We start from the raw sequence: 17654 nt of genomic DNA on the forward strand, positions 1-17654 counted from the left end.
GCTTAGAAAATTAACGTGGGTTAGCTTCGAGACCAGTAGATAACACATCAGCTGGAATCTGAATAGCCAAACGAAGATCGCCCGGCTTAATGTAGATTGGATTCTCGTGAGAAATATAATGCGTATAAGGTATACCATAACGTTTCAAATCCATGAATCGCTGTCCCTGCCAGAAAGTTTCGATACGACGCATCTGCAACAAACAGTATAACAAGTTACGCTGGGTGGCATTGCTGATGGTAAAGCCCTGAGGATGCAAAGTCTTCTTCACATTCTGCTTTTTTACTTCCACTTCATTGTCAGCCACAGTATCCAACTGATTAAAGAATTTATTCACATTGTCGACCGTCAGTCTTTGACGGGTATAGCCACCATGTGACGCCTCACAGTGGGCATCGCACCAGCTGTTCATATCGGCAATAGCAGCTTCGTTCTCACCCAGGAGAATTTCTGACTCAGCTCTAACAAGCAGCGTTTCGTCGGTGGTGAAAGCAGCCTCTACGATGTGAGGATAACCTGTGTTGTTAATCTTATCCGTAACTTCGAAGAACTCTATCTGCTTAGGAATCCATACCGTCTGGTTATTACCATACATCATATGAGATTCATAGAGCGTATTGGCAGAAGAACCGATGCTCTTGGTCCAAGGCATAAGTGCCCAGAATGTTTGTGATGAAACGACATCCATATTATGGTTATATCGTTTCGTGCTTGTCGCGTAAGAAGCACGTCCCATCAGAGAATACGATGTCAAAAGCAACAGATTGGATGGATTACCACTCTTGATATAATTATTACCGATATCCTCTGTACCAGCAAGGTTGGAATAGCTAGACATCTGTCGGAGTACAGAACCAGGATTTGAACCTACTACAACAGAAGCATACTCTTTAGCCTTCTTGAAATTCAGATAGTACAGATTGAATCGAGCAGCAAAAGCATAAGCAGCACTCTTATTAAAATGATATTTTGCTGAAGTCAGATGACTGTCATCAATCATTGGCAGAGCTTTCTCAATATCTTCATTAATATTTGCATACAGCTCTTTCAGCGTACCACGCTCTGGCACTGTTACACCCGCCTGCTTCGGATAGGGCAAGCCTAAGTATTTTTCGGCTTTGTCAGGATTATAAGCCATACAAAACAGATTACTGAGACGGAACATGGCAAACGCTCTACAAAGAAGAGCCTCAGCACGAAGACCACGATTATAAGCGTTATCTTCCATCTTATCGAGTGCTTCTAACGCATTATTAGCAGTTGCTACAGAACGGTAAGTATCACTCCAAATTTTATACGGTACATCGTTATAAGATATCGTTTCAACATCCTGCAAACGATAGATTTGGTCGATGTAATCGTAGGTAGCATACTGTGTACCGTTATCGGTTACATTATCTGAAGAGAATTCCTCTACCAGAAGAGGAGATTTATTCGGATAAGCGGTAACCAAAAGGCTTTTTACTTTTTCTACAGAGTTGACTTCTGTACGGTTATCAGGCATCTTATCGAGATAGTCACCACATGAAGTCAAGCTCAATAAGGCTGCAGCTATATAGAAATATTTGTATTTTTTCATTATTATACTCTTTTAAAAAATTAGAGGCCCAAACGCAAAGTACATGTAAACTGACGTGGCATTGGAACTGCTACACCACCAGCATTGAAGAATTCAGGATCTTGACCGTTTAACTTCTTATCAGAATAAATCAAGAAGAGGTTAGTAGCCTGAAGTTTAATACTTGCATTCTGAATACGTAATGCTTCTGCGAAGCTCTTAGGGAAATCGTAGCTCAGAGAGATTTCTTTCATACGGATAAAGTCGCCCTTAGCGATACGTGCTGTACTACGATTGTAAGCATTATAGGCATATTTCAAATAGAGATCATTCTGTATCTGGCGAAGATCTGCAATAGCAGGAATGTTTGTTGTTTTTTCGTCACCAGCTTGGGTCCAACGATTCTTGAAATCCTTAGGCATTGCATCGAGATCTGAATATCTGTAGTTGAATGAATCTGCCAAGCGAACTACATTACCAAAAGAGTAAGTCATGAAGACATTTAGGTGCCAGTTCTTATAGGTGAAGTTATTACCAAATGAACCAGTGACAGTTGGGTCTGAAGGACCTTCATATATCAGATAATCAAGATTAGTAGACTGGAAGTTGATATCACTGGTAGTCAAGTTGCCATCTTCATTTATAAAGGTAGGGATACCATCGTTGTTCAAGCCTCTGAAATCAAGAGAATAGAGGGCACGGTATGGATCACCCTTACGAGTAAAACCGACACCACCTTCACCAGCAATCATGTCGATGATACGGCTATTATCATCCAGTTCGGTTACTCTCGTCTTTACATGAGAGAAAATGAAGTCTGTATTCCACTGGAATTTAGGAGTCACGATGTTTTTGCTTGAAATGGTAAGCTCCTCACCATGCGATTTCATGGCAGCAACATTAGCCAACTGGCGAATAGCACCCTTGGTACCATTCGTAGTCTGATAACCAATCAAATCGTAGTTGTTACGGGTATACCAGTCGAAGACTACATTAAGACGATTGTTTAAGAAACCAAGATCTAGACCTACGTTAAACTCGTGTTTCTTTTCGTATGTCAAATCAGGGTTTGCGATATCCTTGATTTCGAGACCAGACTCTTTATCTGAAGCAAAAGGACGCCATACATTGGTACTTCTAATAATCGCTTCGGCATTAGATACAGAAGGATCATCACCGGTAAGAGAGTATGAAGCACGCAAAGTGGCATGACTGAAGGCAGGCTCAATACGTTCAAACCACTTCTCCTCATGGAGGTTCCATGCAGCAGAAACGTTCCAAGTAGGCAACCAGCGAGCAGAAGTAGCTTTACCCAGACGGTTACTACCTTCGTAACGGGCTGTAAGGTTCAAGCTATAACGACCTTTGTAAGAGTAGTTTACATTACCAAAGAATGCCGCTTTACGGTTGTAGAAGTTTTTAAGGTAATAGTAGATATCGTTCTGCTCAGAAGCCTGCTTGAAGTAATAATAGCTGTAAGCACCGAGATAACCCATGTCGTACTGCATACCTACACCATTGAAATAGCTACGGTTGCGCTCGATATTATTCACCTCCATACCGCCATAGAAGTTGAAGATATGATCTTCATTCCATACATCATTATAGTTGACAGAGGCACGGAAATCATAACCATTCATTTTATATTTGGTTTCACGATAGAAACCACCTTCAGGGAGTACTGAGAATTTCTGTGTATTTACCTGATCAGGATCTTGATATAACCAAGGGTTAGAATCTATCATGGTAGCATCATCCATAGCGCGGAAAGACTGAGCCATGTTAGAATACTCTGTGATGGTATTCGCTTGTGTGGTAGTAGAGTACTTATAGGCTCCCATCAGTGACAATTCTACCTTAGAGATAGGCTTATATTTTAACTCTGCCTGGAATCTAAGATCTACGATGTCATAATCCATATAGTTGTTAGCCAACTCATGATGGATGTTAAACGGAGCATAGTTACGCACGTAAAAAGCATTATGATCAAGAGTACGAGAAGAGTTAATCGCATAAGAGTAAGGGTTGATATCGAAATCACGACTAACTTTACCAGTTACAGCATCTACACTCTGAGAGGTTGTACCCGGAGCCTTCTGCATACGATAAGAAGTATTGGCACGAAGACCTAAAGACAGTTTAGAGCTAAGTTTATAGTCAGCATTGATAGCTGCAGTAAAACGCTGCATCTTGCTGGCTTCTGTCCATCCTGGGTCTGTCAAATAAGAGAAAGAGGTATAATATTGTGCCTTATCCGTACCTGTAGACATGCTGATAGAGTGATTCTGCATGATAGCAGAACTGAAGAGCTCATCAAACCAGTTAGTATTGCGGAATTCTGCAGCCTGCAAATAAGCAGCACGGGCTTCAGGAGTATTCGCAAGTCCGAAAGTGCCGGTAGAAGCATTATAAGTACTCATCAACTGATACATCTTACCATAGACACCGCTCGATTCAGCACGTAAGGTTCTACTGTAAGATAGCAATCCAGCACTTTCCATTTCTTTGTAAACACCCATTTGCTCCTGAGAGTCCATGATGTTAAACTGGCTGTAGCTTGGACGAAGACGCATGGTAAACTCACCAGTATAGTTAATACGGGTACTACCCTGGCGACCCTTCTTGGTTGTGATAACGATGACACCAGCCATCGCACGCGCACCATAAATAGAAGTAGCACTACCATCCTTCAATATCTGAAAGCTCTCGATATCATCTGCATTCAAACCTGCAACCGCAGATGACAAAACGGTAGAAGCATCACCCGAAGAAAGCTGATCAGCATTGACCTCAGTAACATCTTCCATAATGACACCATCAACCACCCACAACGGTTTACTACTACCATATATAGAAGTAGCACCACGAACACGAATTTTAGGAGCAGCACCAAAGGTACCAGAAACATTCTGAACACTTACACCAGCAGCACGACCTTCGAGCGAACGGCTGATATCAGCCACACCATCAATTTTGGCTTTAGCAGCATCCACCTTGGTAGAAGCACCAGAGAAAAGTCGCTTGTCGATTTTGTGCATACCAGTTACCACCACTTCACCAAGTGTTTTGTCGTCAGCAACAAGGCTAATCTTCATACCTTCCTTGGGAGAAACCGTAATGGTTTTCATGCCAAGATAACTGACAATCAACTTTTTACCCGAAGGTACACTGAGGGTGAAATTACCATCAATGTCGGTAACAGCACCAGTCTTCGTACCTTGCACGATGATAGAAGCACCGATAATCGGTTCTCCATCTGAAGCTGAGACAACGGTACCTGTAACTTTGTTTTGGGCAAGAACGGTTCCTACGAAAAGGAACAGACTTGCGAAAAACATTGCTAGTCTTTTTTCCATAAAAATCTCTCTCATAAAAATTAAAAATTAAACAATACTTCTTGAGACGATGGTGTAAGTATCACTGAAAATGCAATTAATTTCATCCTATTTACTAGTGATTTTTCACGTTTGGTCTTTCCGAAGGTTACTTATATATTCACATTAATAGTTGACATCTACTTTCAGTCTATTATTATATAGTGGTATATGATTCTATATTGAAAACGTATGCAAAGATAGAGTATACTACTTGCATAGCCAAACATTTGTATAGAAAACATCAAATGCTTTACATTTTTTAACGCTAATTCTGTTGAATATACCGTACATTTGGTATACAACTTGCTTTTTTGTTATCAAATAGTTAGCATTTATCGATTATTTGTTTCATACTGAAGATTTGCGTATTAATATTGATAGTATATTCATAAAATATTATAAATTCTTACTAGATATTTAGCAATTATTTAAGGGAAATAAGAAAAAATGAGTAACTTTGCAATAAATATGAAAAATTTCAGCAAAAATAATTATTATAGAGATTTAATTAAGTTAGGTATTCCTATTATTATCGGCCAGTTGGGTACTATTGTTTTGGGGTTTGCAGATACCTTGATGATTGGTCATCATGGTACAGAAGACTTGGCTGCAGCAGGACTCGTGAACAACGTATTCAACCTAGTACTTTTGTTTTATCTCGGCTTTTCGTATGGTCTTATTCCATTAGTGGGCAACTTATATGGAAGAGGCAAACATCAAGAAATCGGTCAGAAAGTAAAGAATAGTTTATTGGCTAATTTCTTGATCGGCCTATTGCTAATGTTGGTGATGACGATTGTTTATTTTAATCTAGAGAACATGGGGCAACCGAAAGAACTTTTATCACTGATACGTCCGTATTTTATCGTTAATGTGATAAGCCTTCCTTTTATCGGCCTTTTTAATGGTCTCAAACAATTCTTTGATGGTATCACCCATGCTAAGGTATCTATGTGGGTTATGATTATCGCCAACCTGCTAAACATCCTATTTAACGGTTTACTCATCTATGGATATGCTGGTTTTCCCGAACTAGGACTGCTTGGTGCCGGTATAGCCACACTTGGGTCGCGCGTGTTTATGGGCATAGCACTACTATGCATTCTACTTGGAAGTCGTAAATTTGCCATATACAAACAAGGCCTGATGCAAGGTATCATTAATCGTAAAGATATGAAAGATCTGAACGCACTGGGATGGCCTATAGCATTGCAGTTGGGTATGGAGACAGCAGCCTTTGCGCTGAGTTGTATTATGGTAGGATGGATAGGCACCACAGCTCTTGCCGCTCATCAAATAATGGTTACCATCGGACAGTTGTTCTGTCTGATTCTTTCGGGTGTTGCCACAGCTGCATCTATCCGTATCAGTGTATTTTATGGACAGAATAATTATTCGGCAGTTATCGAGAATGCCAAGGATTGTTTTCGGTTAGAACTGATTATCGCAACGATTATTGCGATACCGGTTATTATATTCCGTAATCAAATAGGCGGTTGCTTTACCAATAATACAGAGGTTCAGCATATGGTGTCAATAGTTATCTTCACCTTGATAGCCTATCAGTTTGGCGACGGTTTACAGTATACCTATGCAAATGCACTTCGAGGTATTGCTTGTGTGCGTCCGATGGTACTTTATGCCTTCATCGCATATTTTGTAATTAGTTTACCTTTGGGATATTTATTAGGTATTCATCTGAAGTTTGACTTAGTAGGTATTTGGACAGCCTTCCCTATTTCACTTTCAGTTGCTGGCATACAGTATTATCTTCGATTTAAGAAGGAAATGAATTTGAAGATGGCTCAGGGGTATTAAAAAAGATTAACACGATAGAGACGTCTGCGTTTACAGAAAACATTGCAAAAGTAATCCCTCGTTGATTTTCGGTACATCATACTCTCGGCCGTGGGTATCATACAGTAAAAGGTTCATTGTAATCTAGAGTAACAACTCAGCACCCCTACAGCATGAGTAGTTGCCTTACTGTTGTACTACAGCAAGTATTGCTTTGAACTTGGAGTTTCCGTTCTTCATGGCATTCTCTGCGATGGAGTGTAGCATGTACCAGCAATCCAGTAAATTCTCATCTGTATCTCGAAGTCTCGTTCTCGGCATAATAGGAACCATATGGGGTTCTGACTTATGTCGATGGGAATCTATGTATTCCAAATAGGTGGTTATTGAGCAGCCTTATAACGGGACTTGTTTTTTTTTGCTTACAGATGTCATTCACTACTTTTGGGATTCCATGAGTTATTATGTTGAATCCTACAAACTTGACTCTTACAAGACCATACGAGACATTGATAGGAAACATGAACCCAAAATGGACGAAATCAACAAAAGGAGTCATTGGTTTATTGTGGCAAAATTTTGCATTCTAATGATAGCCTCCATATTATTCGGCATTGGTTTATCACTAAAAATAGCACTCGTTTAACTAAAACTATAATACTTGCCTTTATGATTGACTCATAATGGCAAGTATTTCACATATAATTCAATAAATAAATTATTGAACACCAGTATCTCCCAAGTTACGTTTTATGCCAGACATCAACTTTGTTATTCTGCGAGAATTTAATAAAGTCATTGAGGTCTTTATTATAAAAGTCCTCTTCCACTTTATATTTACCACATGATATAGCCTGTGATGCCTCACAGGGTTCATCAGGTTTCAGGTCACAAGTAAGTTTTTCCTCGTCATAATCATAATGATGATGACTGCACAGATAGCAGTTCCTCACATCACAGCCTTTGCTTCTTGCTAATGCCAGTCCCCAGTTGTAAAAACGTCCGAAGGAAAATGTTTCTGAACTTACTTGAATTTCTGGGAACATACCCATATTATAATTATTGTTCTTGATTGTAACTTCCAATAAAGCACACCTTCTTCTGTTCCTAAAAGTCTTACAATCGCACGCAGACCTTGCAAAAGCTTTGCCTGAACTGTAATAGATAAATTTTGAGAGAGAATATCGGGCTGGCATGGTTTCATCAACCTTTTCTTTAGGGCAAAAACCATAAAATCTCACAGTGTCACTCTCATGAATGTCATTGGTGACAATATTTTCCACATCTTCTTCAGAATGAACTTCAAATTCGATGATTCGTTTATGGGACTCCTTCTTTTTTTGAGTACATTCATGTGTAACTTTAATCTCAATTAGAATATCATTCTTTGAATTGTCGGGATTACTCCATAACAGATCTGCCCTGAATCTATCATCATCTACATGAACAGTTTTTTCAATTCTGCATAGATTGAGAAATTTCTTCAAGTCAACAGATTTTTCGACAAGTTTAGAACACTCATCACCACTTTCCTTCCAAATGCAATCTGTGGCATACTTACATGCCATCGACTGCTGAAAATGGAGTATGATGCTATCGGACTCTTCAAACCACTGTTTGAGTCTCAACTTTGCAAAGGCATGGAGATAGGATTCATAAGAACATTCCTTATTAACATAGTTTTCATACCTACAGTCATGTGCAAAGTGCCAGGCACGGATATTTCCGCAACGTTTGAGCATTCTGCATCCACAATGAGGACAGAAACAATCCTCCTTACTTTCATGAGCTTCGTTGATATGTACCAATACACCGCTCTTGGAAACAGCGTAATGCTGCTCCATTCTATTCTCATATTCCATAGAAATTTGTGTTTACTGATCAATATCAACAAAATCCACTTTCTTTCCTAAGGCAGTGGCAATCTTCGCAAGAATGTCAAGTCCAACGGAGTAGCGACCATTCTCAATACGACTGAGATTGGCTGCATCAATGCCTACAAGACGTGCTAGGTCTCGTGCTTCTATACCACGCTCTTCACGTATTTCCTTAATACGATTGCCAATTCTGGCCCTGTCCTCGTACCTAGTACCACTACTAATTCCGAGAATACCACCACCAATACCAAAACGTAGGGACTCACGCCAGATGTTATTAATCATCTGCTCTTTGTTATCGGAGAAATTCTTGTCAAACAAAGTTTCAAGCCAGAAAAGTTCCTGTTTCCTGGTTTCCTCGTTAATATAACTGCCGATTTGACAAAGGACTGTAAACACTTCTCCATCTGGAGCAGTGACTTCAACCTCTTTTCTGTTAATAATCTGGGCTGAAGATTGATTCTTAAACTTTGATATATCCATATTTTTAAATCGTTTTTATAGTGGTGTACCCCACTTCTAAAATGAATACCGCTGCAAAGGTAAGAGAAAATTTATAATTGGCAAATTTACCAATTATAAATTTACATATAAAACAATTGTTTTATGTTTTTTTAATACTATAGGACAAATTTGTAACTACTCAGCACCCGTGTCATGAGTAGTTGTCTTACTGTTGTACGACAGCAAGAATCGCATTGAATTTAGAGTTGCCATTCTTCATGGCTGTCTCCGCTATGGAGTGTATCTTTGCAAAGTCGTTAGCGCCGACATCCGTACGAAAACAACCGCTGACTTTCTGTTTTACCTTTATCTTCCTCACCCCTCGTTCACTTGCATTATTCTCATAGGGTACGTGAAGGTCTGTGAGGAAGGTAAACAGATAGTTCTTTACTTTGAGGATACCTTTTTTGAAACTCTCAAACTCTTCGTCAAGATGCGTAAGGCTCTCACCCAAGAGGTTCTTCATTTTGGTCTTCAGTATCTTTATCTTCCTTTTTGTGATGTCGCCCGCCCGTCTGAGATCGATGGCATGAGCTATCAGATGGATAAACCTTCGCGACCAGTCTTGCTTCGTGTCCAGCTCGTTTAGGTCTTCGGCATTCCTAAGCAGGTGGGCCAGGCAGACCTGGTGATCCTTGACGTTCATATTGAAATAGTTCCTGTGCCTGTCCGTCACAAGCGTAGAGTTGGGCTGACCGTTAGGGAACTTGGAGTCTATGGCCTGCTGGCCTCTCGACTTCATCTGATACACATAGGTAAGCAGGTCGTTCTGGAATATCCAGTTCCAGTGCAACTCTTTCCCGACAGCGGCGCCGGTCTCGTCGGCTCCTACTACTGAGGCACACTCAATCCGCTTTAATGGGATGCACTGCACGACATTGAGATAGGTTACGAGTGCACGGATGTTGTCGCCGTACTTGATGCGGCAGTTTGGTGCATCGCAGTTGTTCACACAGCCGCACTGGCAGACCTTCTCGTAATACTGGTGCTCATTGGTCTCGACGATAAACTTGATGTCTATGACTTGTGTCGTGCGAATCTTCCTAAACCCAACGCTCAGCGGACGACCGCAGCACTTGCAGTAGTGTGGCTTATGCTCTATGATCCTGTCTGGTGTAGTGACCGACTTCAGGGTGCTTCCCTTGTGACCGGGTTGACCGCCACTCGGCTTCCCGCTGGGTTTGCGAAGAGACTTCGTCCTTCGCAACTCACGTGCCGCAATACTTTCCTGAGATGGCGGGACGCTGCTGTTGCTACTGCTCTTTTCTGGTTTTCCTGAAGTGCCGGAAGAATTATCCTCATCGTCATCGGACGATTGGTGCTCACCTGCGTTTTCTTCCAGTTCCTCAATATGGGCTTTGGCATCGGCAAGCTCAGATCTGGTTGAAGCAAGATCCATCTTCAGGCGGTGTATTTCCTTGTCTTTCTGCCCGATGATGCGGTTGAGCCGCCCAATCTCCTCGGTCTTCTCGGAGTCGGACTTCTCAAGTTTGCGCAGACGCAGGTTTATCATGCGCAGGACTTCGTCAGTGTCGGTGAACTGCTTTGCCATTTCATCGGCAATGATATACATCTTTCACGAAATGGCAAAATGCAGGTTTACATTCCTTAACAGCAATTTCGTGATGAACAAATATGCAAAATCCTCACTCGTGCACGTTCTCTTGCTTGATGGACATGATCGACTCTACGGATAAGCCAATGAAACTGACGACCTCATACAGCCTTGTGGTGAGTGGCGTAAACTGACTACCCACTCAACGACCTTACAGAAAAGCTTTTTGCTTTTGTTTGAAATCGGCACACAAAGAAGTTTATATTTTATTAACTCGCTTACTTCGCTTAGTAACTACTCATGCACTATAGGGTGCTGAGTAGTTACAATCTAGATTATTTAAGTTAAAAAGAATTAAGCATCTGTCAATATTTATCATGAAATGGTTAGTTTTGTAAACGAATCATTTTATAACATCAACAAAAAGACCAACATGAAAAAGATTTTGTTTAGTGCCATGGTTATGGCAATGATGTGCATGACAACAACCGTTAGCGCACAATCTAACGAGAGTAACCAGAACAAGAAAGAGTGTTGCCAGAAGAAGGCTAAAGCTTGCTGTGAAAAGGAAGCTAAGGCTTGTTGCAAGAAGGACGCTAAGACTGGCGATGAGAAAAACGAGGATAAAGCTTGCTGTAAGAAGGACAAAGCCAGCAGTGATAAAAAGGCTAAGGCTTGTTGCAAGAAGCAAGTTAAGAAACAATAAAGTTCTCTCATAAGCCTTTGCGTCTTAGCACTCTTAGCGTGAATGAAATACTTATCTTATCTAAGAAAGTTTGAATAAGTTATGATTCTCGCCAAGTACGCTAAGACGCAAAGGCTTTTTTATATGTTTTCAAGTTAAAGGGCGAGTCTCCCCGTCCATTTGTTTTCACAACGGAATAATCCTTATTGTGATGTTAGTTTTAATGTGGGTATTGTTTTTTGCATCAGCAAAGATAGTAAAAATTCAGCTAATCACAACGAGACGGAAAGACACAATCGCTGCAGTACTGGATTATGCCAGATATACCATGTCGCCCTTTGTCTATGACAACGAAGAGTTGGAGAACCTATGTGAGGAAGTCAGGCATTGGTCAGAAGAATATACCTATACTCCAATCCCAATCAGGTTGAAGCAGAGGCTAACCACTCTTGACCTACGGCATTTTGTATGGAATATCGGTGAACGCCTGGGTACCAAGAACGGCTACAACGGTTATGCACACGCAGACTTCATCAGGGCAATGTTTCCCGATGTGATGAAGGATATCGAGCAGGATAGCATCCATAATTTCAAGTTCCAACCTAACAAGGTAGCATCGTGATAGACGAGCCTAATAAAGGTGACTATCATTTCCATATACTACCTGCCAATCAATAGCTTTTCCCGTATGAGTCAGTTGGAAAACAGGTCATCCAATATCACCGAGGCATGGATGGAGTCTGCATACATTCCCCTAGACAGACCAAAGGTGGTGATGAGCGTAGGGACGATGCCGTAATGTGTCTGAATGGCAACTCTGAAACTTTCAACCCTACGCCCAATGTTCAAATACTCTTCCTGCGAAAGACTGTATTCTGTTTCGCTGTACTTAATCTCACAGAGATTGATCATCTTGTCGGCACGTTCTATCAACAAATCGATTTGAGCAGGATGCTCTGAGTCTTTGCTTCGCCATGAATAAGCTTCCGTCACAACACTGCCAATACCCAAAGCTCTCTTTATCTGCGATACATGGGCCATACAGACACGTTCATACGCCAATCCGAGCCATGTGTTCACTGTGGGCGTGCCTTGCAGGCGTGTCCAATAGCTTGTATTCATGGATGCCTTGCCGATAAATGAGTGGTAGAACAGTGTATAAAAGTCCACCAATTTGAAAATGGACGAATTTGTCTTCACCTTCTTCTCCCTTACTTTATATTGGCGCAGGAAATCACAATAGACAAGGTCTGTCAGCAGGTCACCCAGATGCCCGTTGTTACTACCGCCTAACTGTTTGCTTATCTCTTCGCGAGTCATTCCCGATGGCTTTGCCGCCAGCAGTTTGATGACAGCAAGATAAGGTTCTGGATTCCTGAAAAGAGAAGCAAATAGCCGTCTGTATTCTTTCTGTAGTTCTCCATTCTCAGAGAAAAACAGGCGGTCAATTCCTTGTGCCGGACTTTCATCGGGGTTGAACAGGCTGAGATAATAAGGTACGCCACCCACTGCCATGTAAGTATGCAATACACTTAAACGTGACCAAGGGAAACCAAAGGACTGAAAATATTCTTCCGTCTCACTGAGCGTAAATGGTTTCAATGCCATTTCGTGAGTCACGCGGTCGTGCAGTCCACCGTGATTGTCAATGATATTTCGTACCATCCATGAGGTTGCAGAACCACAAACTATCAGTTTTATCTCTGCCTGCCATGCTGCCCAGCTATTCCAAAAATGCCCCAGCGCATGAACAAAACCAGATTTTGGAGTGTCAAGACAGGGCATCTCGTCTATAAATACCACACACGGCTTTCCTTGTTCCAACTTTTGTTCCAGTAAATCACGCAAGGCAAAGAACGCATCCAACCAAGTAGCAGGCTTCCTGCCTTTGTAGCCATATTGTTTCATAGCATAATTGAAAGCTGTCAATTGCTCCGCCTTCTTTCCTTCAATAATGCCAGTCATGTCAAAGGCAAATTTATTTTGAAAATACTGTCGTATGAGGAATGTTTTGCCCACACGTCTGCGTCCATAAATGGCTATGAACTCTGAGTGGTTGGAAGTCATATACTTCTCCAGCAGAGCGATTTCTTCTTTGCGACCAATAATTGAGTTTTGCATATGTTCCTGTTTTTGCCGCAAAGGTACAACTTTTTCTTGAAAAACCATCGATAGCGGGCGAAAACATGCACAAAAACATCATCTTTCGCCCAGTATCGAGGTATTTTCAACAATTCCTTCCTCTTGTTCTAATTCATTTTATACGTCTAAAAACAAAATAAGAGACCATTTCGATACCTTCTTTTTCCCTTTCTTCATACCTGAAATCATTTGTTTTTTATGCAAAACACCCACGCCGGACTTTTTATAAAAGTCCTTATGCATTGAATATCAATACATACTACTTACTTTCTTTTATTAGTGATACCTTTATGTTCCCAAACTTTATAGGAGGGAATGAAGATGCATGGACAGGGTGCTAAAGGTGGAAATTTTAACCGAATTTTGAAGAATATGCAATTTACATTCGTTAACAGCAAATTAACATTTTGCTAACATTTTAATTAAGTCAAAAAAACTCATAACAACATAGTCCTTTTCAAATTCAGACATAAAGTATCATGCTAAAAATACAGGTAATCTCGCTTTTCATACACGCTAGAAAACAAGAAGTCTCAAAACAAGAAAGTTGAGGATTCATTTACTTTTCTAATAAAGGGTATGCACCTAGTTATGTAGAGTCTAATAGAACTTAACAACGTCTAAACTTGTTTTATTCTAGAATTATTAACACTTATGTACTATATATATATAAAATATTTGTGTTTTAACGGTATAAATGACAATAATTCATTTCTTTTCATTAACTTTGCGCACAAAAGTGCGCCAACAAAAATAATACACTTCAGTATGATGCGATTTCTCCTCACTACCATAATGTCTTTTTCCCTGTTTGGATGCCAACCTGGGTCAATAGATAAGATGATTATTGGGATGTTTGCCAATGCACAAGAAACTTCTGCAACGGAACATCCTATTACAACGAAGAAAGCAAATGAGAACGTTGGTAATAATGAACAAGTATATCAGAATTTGGAGATACCTGCCTATTCGGATAATGACATTATACTGAAGAGGATTGCCTATACTACTGCATACGATAAGGCTAATAAAATTCCGAAGTGGGTGGCTTGGCATCTAACTTCTGACCATACAAGTGGCGATCAGAGGAGATTGTCAAACTTTATAGTAGATGATGAAGCACCTGCTCCACGTGCAGAACTTGTGGATTACAAAGGTTCGGGCTATGATCGTGGACATATGTGTCCTGCTGGCGATAACAAATGGGGATTTGAACCCATGAAGGAATCGTTCTACCTTACAAATATTTGTCCACAAGACCACAACCTTAACTGTGGCGACTGGAATGAGTTGGAGATAGCTTGTCGCGATTGGGCAAACAAGTATGGTGACATTTATATTGTTGCTGGACCTATTTTGTACAAGGGCGAACACGAAACAATTGGCCCTAATAAAGTGACTGTACCAGAGGCGTTCTTTAAGGTTGTTCTCTGTATGACCGATACACCAAAAGCAATTGGTTTTATCTACAAGAATCATCCATGCAACAACCCTCAGTCAAGTTATGTCAACAGTATTGATCAGGTAGAGCGCATCACGGGTCTTGATTTCTTCCCCAACCTGCCTGATGACATAGAAGAAAAGGTCGAGGCTACTTCTAATCTTTCAGAGTGGTAGGTTTCGTGCAGACATCTACGTGTCTTACGAATTTAATCGTTTCCTATAATTTTCCAATATTCTTTGTTTTGCAATCTCAATTGGAATACCTTGGATTTCAACGCCATTAATTTTCTCCAACTTATAGACGATTGACATAAGTTTGCGGTAGATTGATGGCAACTTTACTTTGTCTGTAGTATTATCTATTTCTGCAATAAGATGCTCAACTTCTGCTACTGCAACCTTTACATCTATATCATCTGATGAAGGAACTTGCTGTGAAGAAGTTGGAACGTTTGGCGTGGAAGCTGATGGTTGTTGAGTTGGTTGGGGGGTATTCTGATTTGATTGAGGTGTATTCGGAGTCTTTCGCGACATAAAGAACCAACATACTCCGGCAATGACGACAACCAATGCAGCTGTAATAACGTTACCTGAGAGTAATAATGAGAGAATGATAGATGCGACAATAGAAACCAAACATCCTTGCTTTGAAAAACCGAAAGTTGTTTGAGTGTTTGTATTTGTAGGATAAGATCCACCATTAGAAGAACAGCTCGACTTGGAACTACCACCGACCTTTTGACGGTAATAAAGACCTGTGCCTGGAATGCCTCCAGACACGTAAGTTCCACGCTTACCAATGTTCACTTTTGCGCCTCTTGGCCCCATTGATATGCTTGGTCCGCTTTTGCTCCAGTTGATACGAACACCTGGAAGAATTTTTGTGCTTCTACGCCAATATAAACCCATTATAATTGCAAATTTGCTTGCAAATTTAAAGAAAAAATACCCAAAACACAAAGATTTTTCGGAAAATCCTTGGTTTTTAATGAAAAATTTGTAATTTTGCTGTAAAAACGTTAATTTTGCACCTAATTTAATAACTTATAGCAAATTATGACAACATTGAGCAATGAAGCATTTGCTGTAATGGCGGTTTGTGAACGAACCAAACAACCTTTCGGCATAACAGTCGATAAGATTTGTTCGGGCCAGTACAAGTTCGTATGGGCTTTTAAGATTGACAAGGAGAAAGCGCAACGAGAAGGTTATGACAAAACCAATGTCAAGGGCAATGTAACCTTGGATGCTGAATATCCAGGGTGTCCTTATTGTGGCGAGAAACGACACATCATTTGCTCATCGTGCAACAAGTTCTTCTGCTACCATGGACAGGAATACGTCACATGTCCCAACTGTGGAGCAAGTGGAAATGTTGTTTCAGTCGAACAGGTTGACCTCAAAGGTGGAGGCTACTAAAACAGATATACAATGGCAGATTTAGCAAAAGGAACAAGAATATCGCTAACAGATGGCGGTTGTGTAACCATTATCAAGGAGTTAGGTCGAGGTGGACAAGGAATTGTCTATCTCGTCGATTTGAATGGTGAGCAAAAAGCCCTTAAATGGTACTTGACTGCACCCGATGAGAAATTCTACAGGAATCTCGAAAAGAACATCATGAATGGTGCTCCTTCTGACGCATTCCTTTGGCCAGAACATTTGACAAATCGTCAACTTGGCAGTTTTGGTTATGTAATGCAGTTGAGACCCAAAAACTACTATGAGTTTGGCAACTACCTGCTAGCTAAAGTCAGCTTCAAGTCTTTTACCGCAATGCTTGCAGCTGCCATGAAGATTTGCGACGGCTTCATGATGCTCCATCGTTGTGGCTACAGTTATCAGGATCTCAACGATGGCAACTTTTTCATCGATCCAAACAATGGCGATGTGCTCATCTGTGATAATGACAACGTAATGCCTCAGGGAGAGAAATCCGGCATCATGGGTAAAGCCCGTTACATGGCTCCTGAGATTGTTGCTGGTGGCATTCCTGACAAACGAAGTGATAGATTCTCGCTTTCGGTTATTTTATTCATGCTTTTTTATGCCAATCATCCATTTGAGGGAGAACGAGTTGTTGCATGCCCTTGCATGACAGAAAAATTTGAACGCAAGTTCTATGGAAGTGAAGCTATCTTCATTTATGATCCGACAAACAATGCCAATCGTCCCGTAAGAGGAATCCATCAGAATGTCATCAGACGTTGGCCGGTTTTCCCTTCTATCCTGAGAGAAACATTTGAACGCGAGTTCAGTCAGGAGTACCTACAGAATCCGGAGAAGCGAATGATTGAGCAGAATTGGGAGAAAATCATCTCACAAGTTCGTGACCAGCTGGTAATCTGCCCTACTTGTAAGGAAGAAACGTTTGTTGAGACAAATGGAACTGTCGGCAAGTGCATCAACCGAGGTTGTACAATTGACATCTCAAAGCGCTTGCTTATCAACAACAGGTCATTACCTCTCACAGATAAAACAGAAATCTATATTGACAATGACAATACACCAGATGCTGTCGTTTCAAAGGATGCCAATGGTGTGTTGCTAATAAAGAACATCTCACCTGATAAGTGGACTGTAGAGACACCAAGCGGTAAGGTGAAGACAGTAGAACCACAAGATATCATGCCTGTAAAAGAAGGCTTAAAGATAACATTCAAAATTCGTGAAATTCCGTATCGCGGAGAAATTACAAGCATTTAAATTTTACAAT

At 40.7% G+C, this 17654-nt stretch carries 14 protein-coding genes; 6 read left to right on the forward strand and 8 right to left on the reverse strand.

Features of this window, described 5'->3' with window-relative positions; translation table 11 throughout:
- Positions 1–10 precede the first annotated feature (10 nt).
- Entirely contained in the window at positions 11–1579 is a 1569-nt protein-coding gene (locus L6469_RS13565; RefSeq protein WP_006282818.1) for a RagB/SusD family nutrient uptake outer membrane protein, read from the reverse strand.
- A 20-nt stretch (positions 1580–1599) separates the two neighbouring features.
- On the reverse strand, positions 1600–4914 hold the full coding sequence (locus L6469_RS13570) for a SusC/RagA family TonB-linked outer membrane protein (RefSeq protein ID WP_039870725.1): 3315 nt from the start codon (positions 4912–4914) through the stop codon (positions 1600–1602).
- A 489-nt stretch (positions 4915–5403) separates the two neighbouring features.
- On the opposite strand from L6469_RS13570, the gene L6469_RS13575 reads away from it, so the two are divergent.
- Entirely contained in the window at positions 5404–6753 is a 1350-nt protein-coding gene (locus tag L6469_RS13575) for an MATE family efflux transporter (protein ID WP_006282816.1), read from the forward strand.
- Positions 6754–6918: 165 nt separating this feature from the next.
- Here L6469_RS13575 and L6469_RS14730 read toward each other — a convergent pair whose 3' ends face one another.
- The 4 genes from L6469_RS14730 to L6469_RS13590 form a co-directional block, all read right to left on the reverse strand.
- Positions 6919–7053, reverse strand: coding sequence for a hypothetical protein (locus L6469_RS14730; RefSeq protein WP_256208006.1), 135 nt, complete (start codon positions 7051–7053; stop codon positions 6919–6921).
- A gap of 422 nt (positions 7054–7475) precedes the next feature.
- Positions 7476–8594: a competence protein CoiA family protein gene (locus L6469_RS13580; RefSeq protein WP_006282815.1), complete on the reverse strand. Its 1119-nt coding sequence runs from the start codon at positions 8592–8594 to the stop codon at positions 7476–7478.
- 12 nt (positions 8595–8606) lie between these two features.
- Positions 8607–9092 (reverse strand): helix-turn-helix domain-containing protein, encoded by a 486-nt coding sequence (locus L6469_RS13585; RefSeq protein WP_006282814.1) that lies wholly within the window; start codon positions 9090–9092, stop codon positions 8607–8609.
- A 187-nt stretch (positions 9093–9279) separates the two neighbouring features.
- Complete coding sequence (locus L6469_RS13590) at positions 9280–10665, reverse strand: IS66 family transposase (RefSeq protein ID WP_143067196.1); 1386 nt, start codon at positions 10663–10665, stop codon at positions 9280–9282.
- Positions 10666–11101: 436 nt separating this feature from the next.
- On the opposite strand from L6469_RS13590, the gene L6469_RS13595 reads away from it, so the two are divergent.
- Both L6469_RS13595 and L6469_RS13600 read left to right on the forward strand, forming a co-directional pair.
- Entirely contained in the window at positions 11102–11374 is a 273-nt protein-coding gene (locus tag L6469_RS13595) for a hypothetical protein (RefSeq protein WP_006282812.1), read from the forward strand.
- A 190-nt stretch (positions 11375–11564) separates the two neighbouring features.
- Positions 11565–11975: a hypothetical protein gene (locus L6469_RS13600; RefSeq protein WP_050787939.1), complete on the forward strand. Its 411-nt coding sequence runs from the start codon at positions 11565–11567 to the stop codon at positions 11973–11975.
- A 71-nt stretch (positions 11976–12046) separates the two neighbouring features.
- On the opposite strand, the gene L6469_RS13605 is transcribed toward L6469_RS13600, so the two are convergent.
- Positions 12047–13522, reverse strand: coding sequence for an ATP-binding protein (locus L6469_RS13605; protein WP_006282810.1), 1476 nt, complete (start codon positions 13520–13522; stop codon positions 12047–12049).
- A gap of 768 nt (positions 13523–14290) precedes the next feature.
- Between L6469_RS13605 and L6469_RS13610 the strand changes: the two genes are divergently transcribed.
- Complete coding sequence (locus tag L6469_RS13610) at positions 14291–15112, forward strand: DNA/RNA non-specific endonuclease (protein WP_039870716.1); 822 nt, start codon at positions 14291–14293, stop codon at positions 15110–15112.
- 24 nt (positions 15113–15136) lie between these two features.
- Here L6469_RS13610 and L6469_RS13615 read toward each other — a convergent pair whose 3' ends face one another.
- Positions 15137–15847 (reverse strand): DUF4236 domain-containing protein, encoded by a 711-nt coding sequence (locus L6469_RS13615; protein ID WP_006282808.1) that lies wholly within the window; start codon positions 15845–15847, stop codon positions 15137–15139.
- A gap of 147 nt (positions 15848–15994) precedes the next feature.
- On the opposite strand from L6469_RS13615, the gene L6469_RS13620 reads away from it, so the two are divergent.
- The gene (locus tag L6469_RS13620) at positions 15995–16357 is read left to right on the forward strand and encodes a TerY-C metal binding domain-containing protein (RefSeq protein WP_006282807.1); all 363 of its coding nucleotides are present in this window, start codon (positions 15995–15997) and stop codon (positions 16355–16357) included.
- A gap of 12 nt (positions 16358–16369) precedes the next feature.
- A complete protein-coding gene (locus tag L6469_RS13625) occupies positions 16370–17644 on the forward strand; it encodes a serine/threonine protein kinase (RefSeq protein ID WP_006282806.1) in 1275 nt (424 codons plus the stop codon).
- The last annotated feature ends 10 nt before the right edge of the window (positions 17645–17654 follow it).

The sequence above is a fragment of the Segatella baroniae B14 genome (genome assembly GCF_022024235.1).
Lineage (GTDB): Bacteria > Bacteroidota > Bacteroidia > Bacteroidales > Bacteroidaceae > Prevotella > Prevotella bryantii.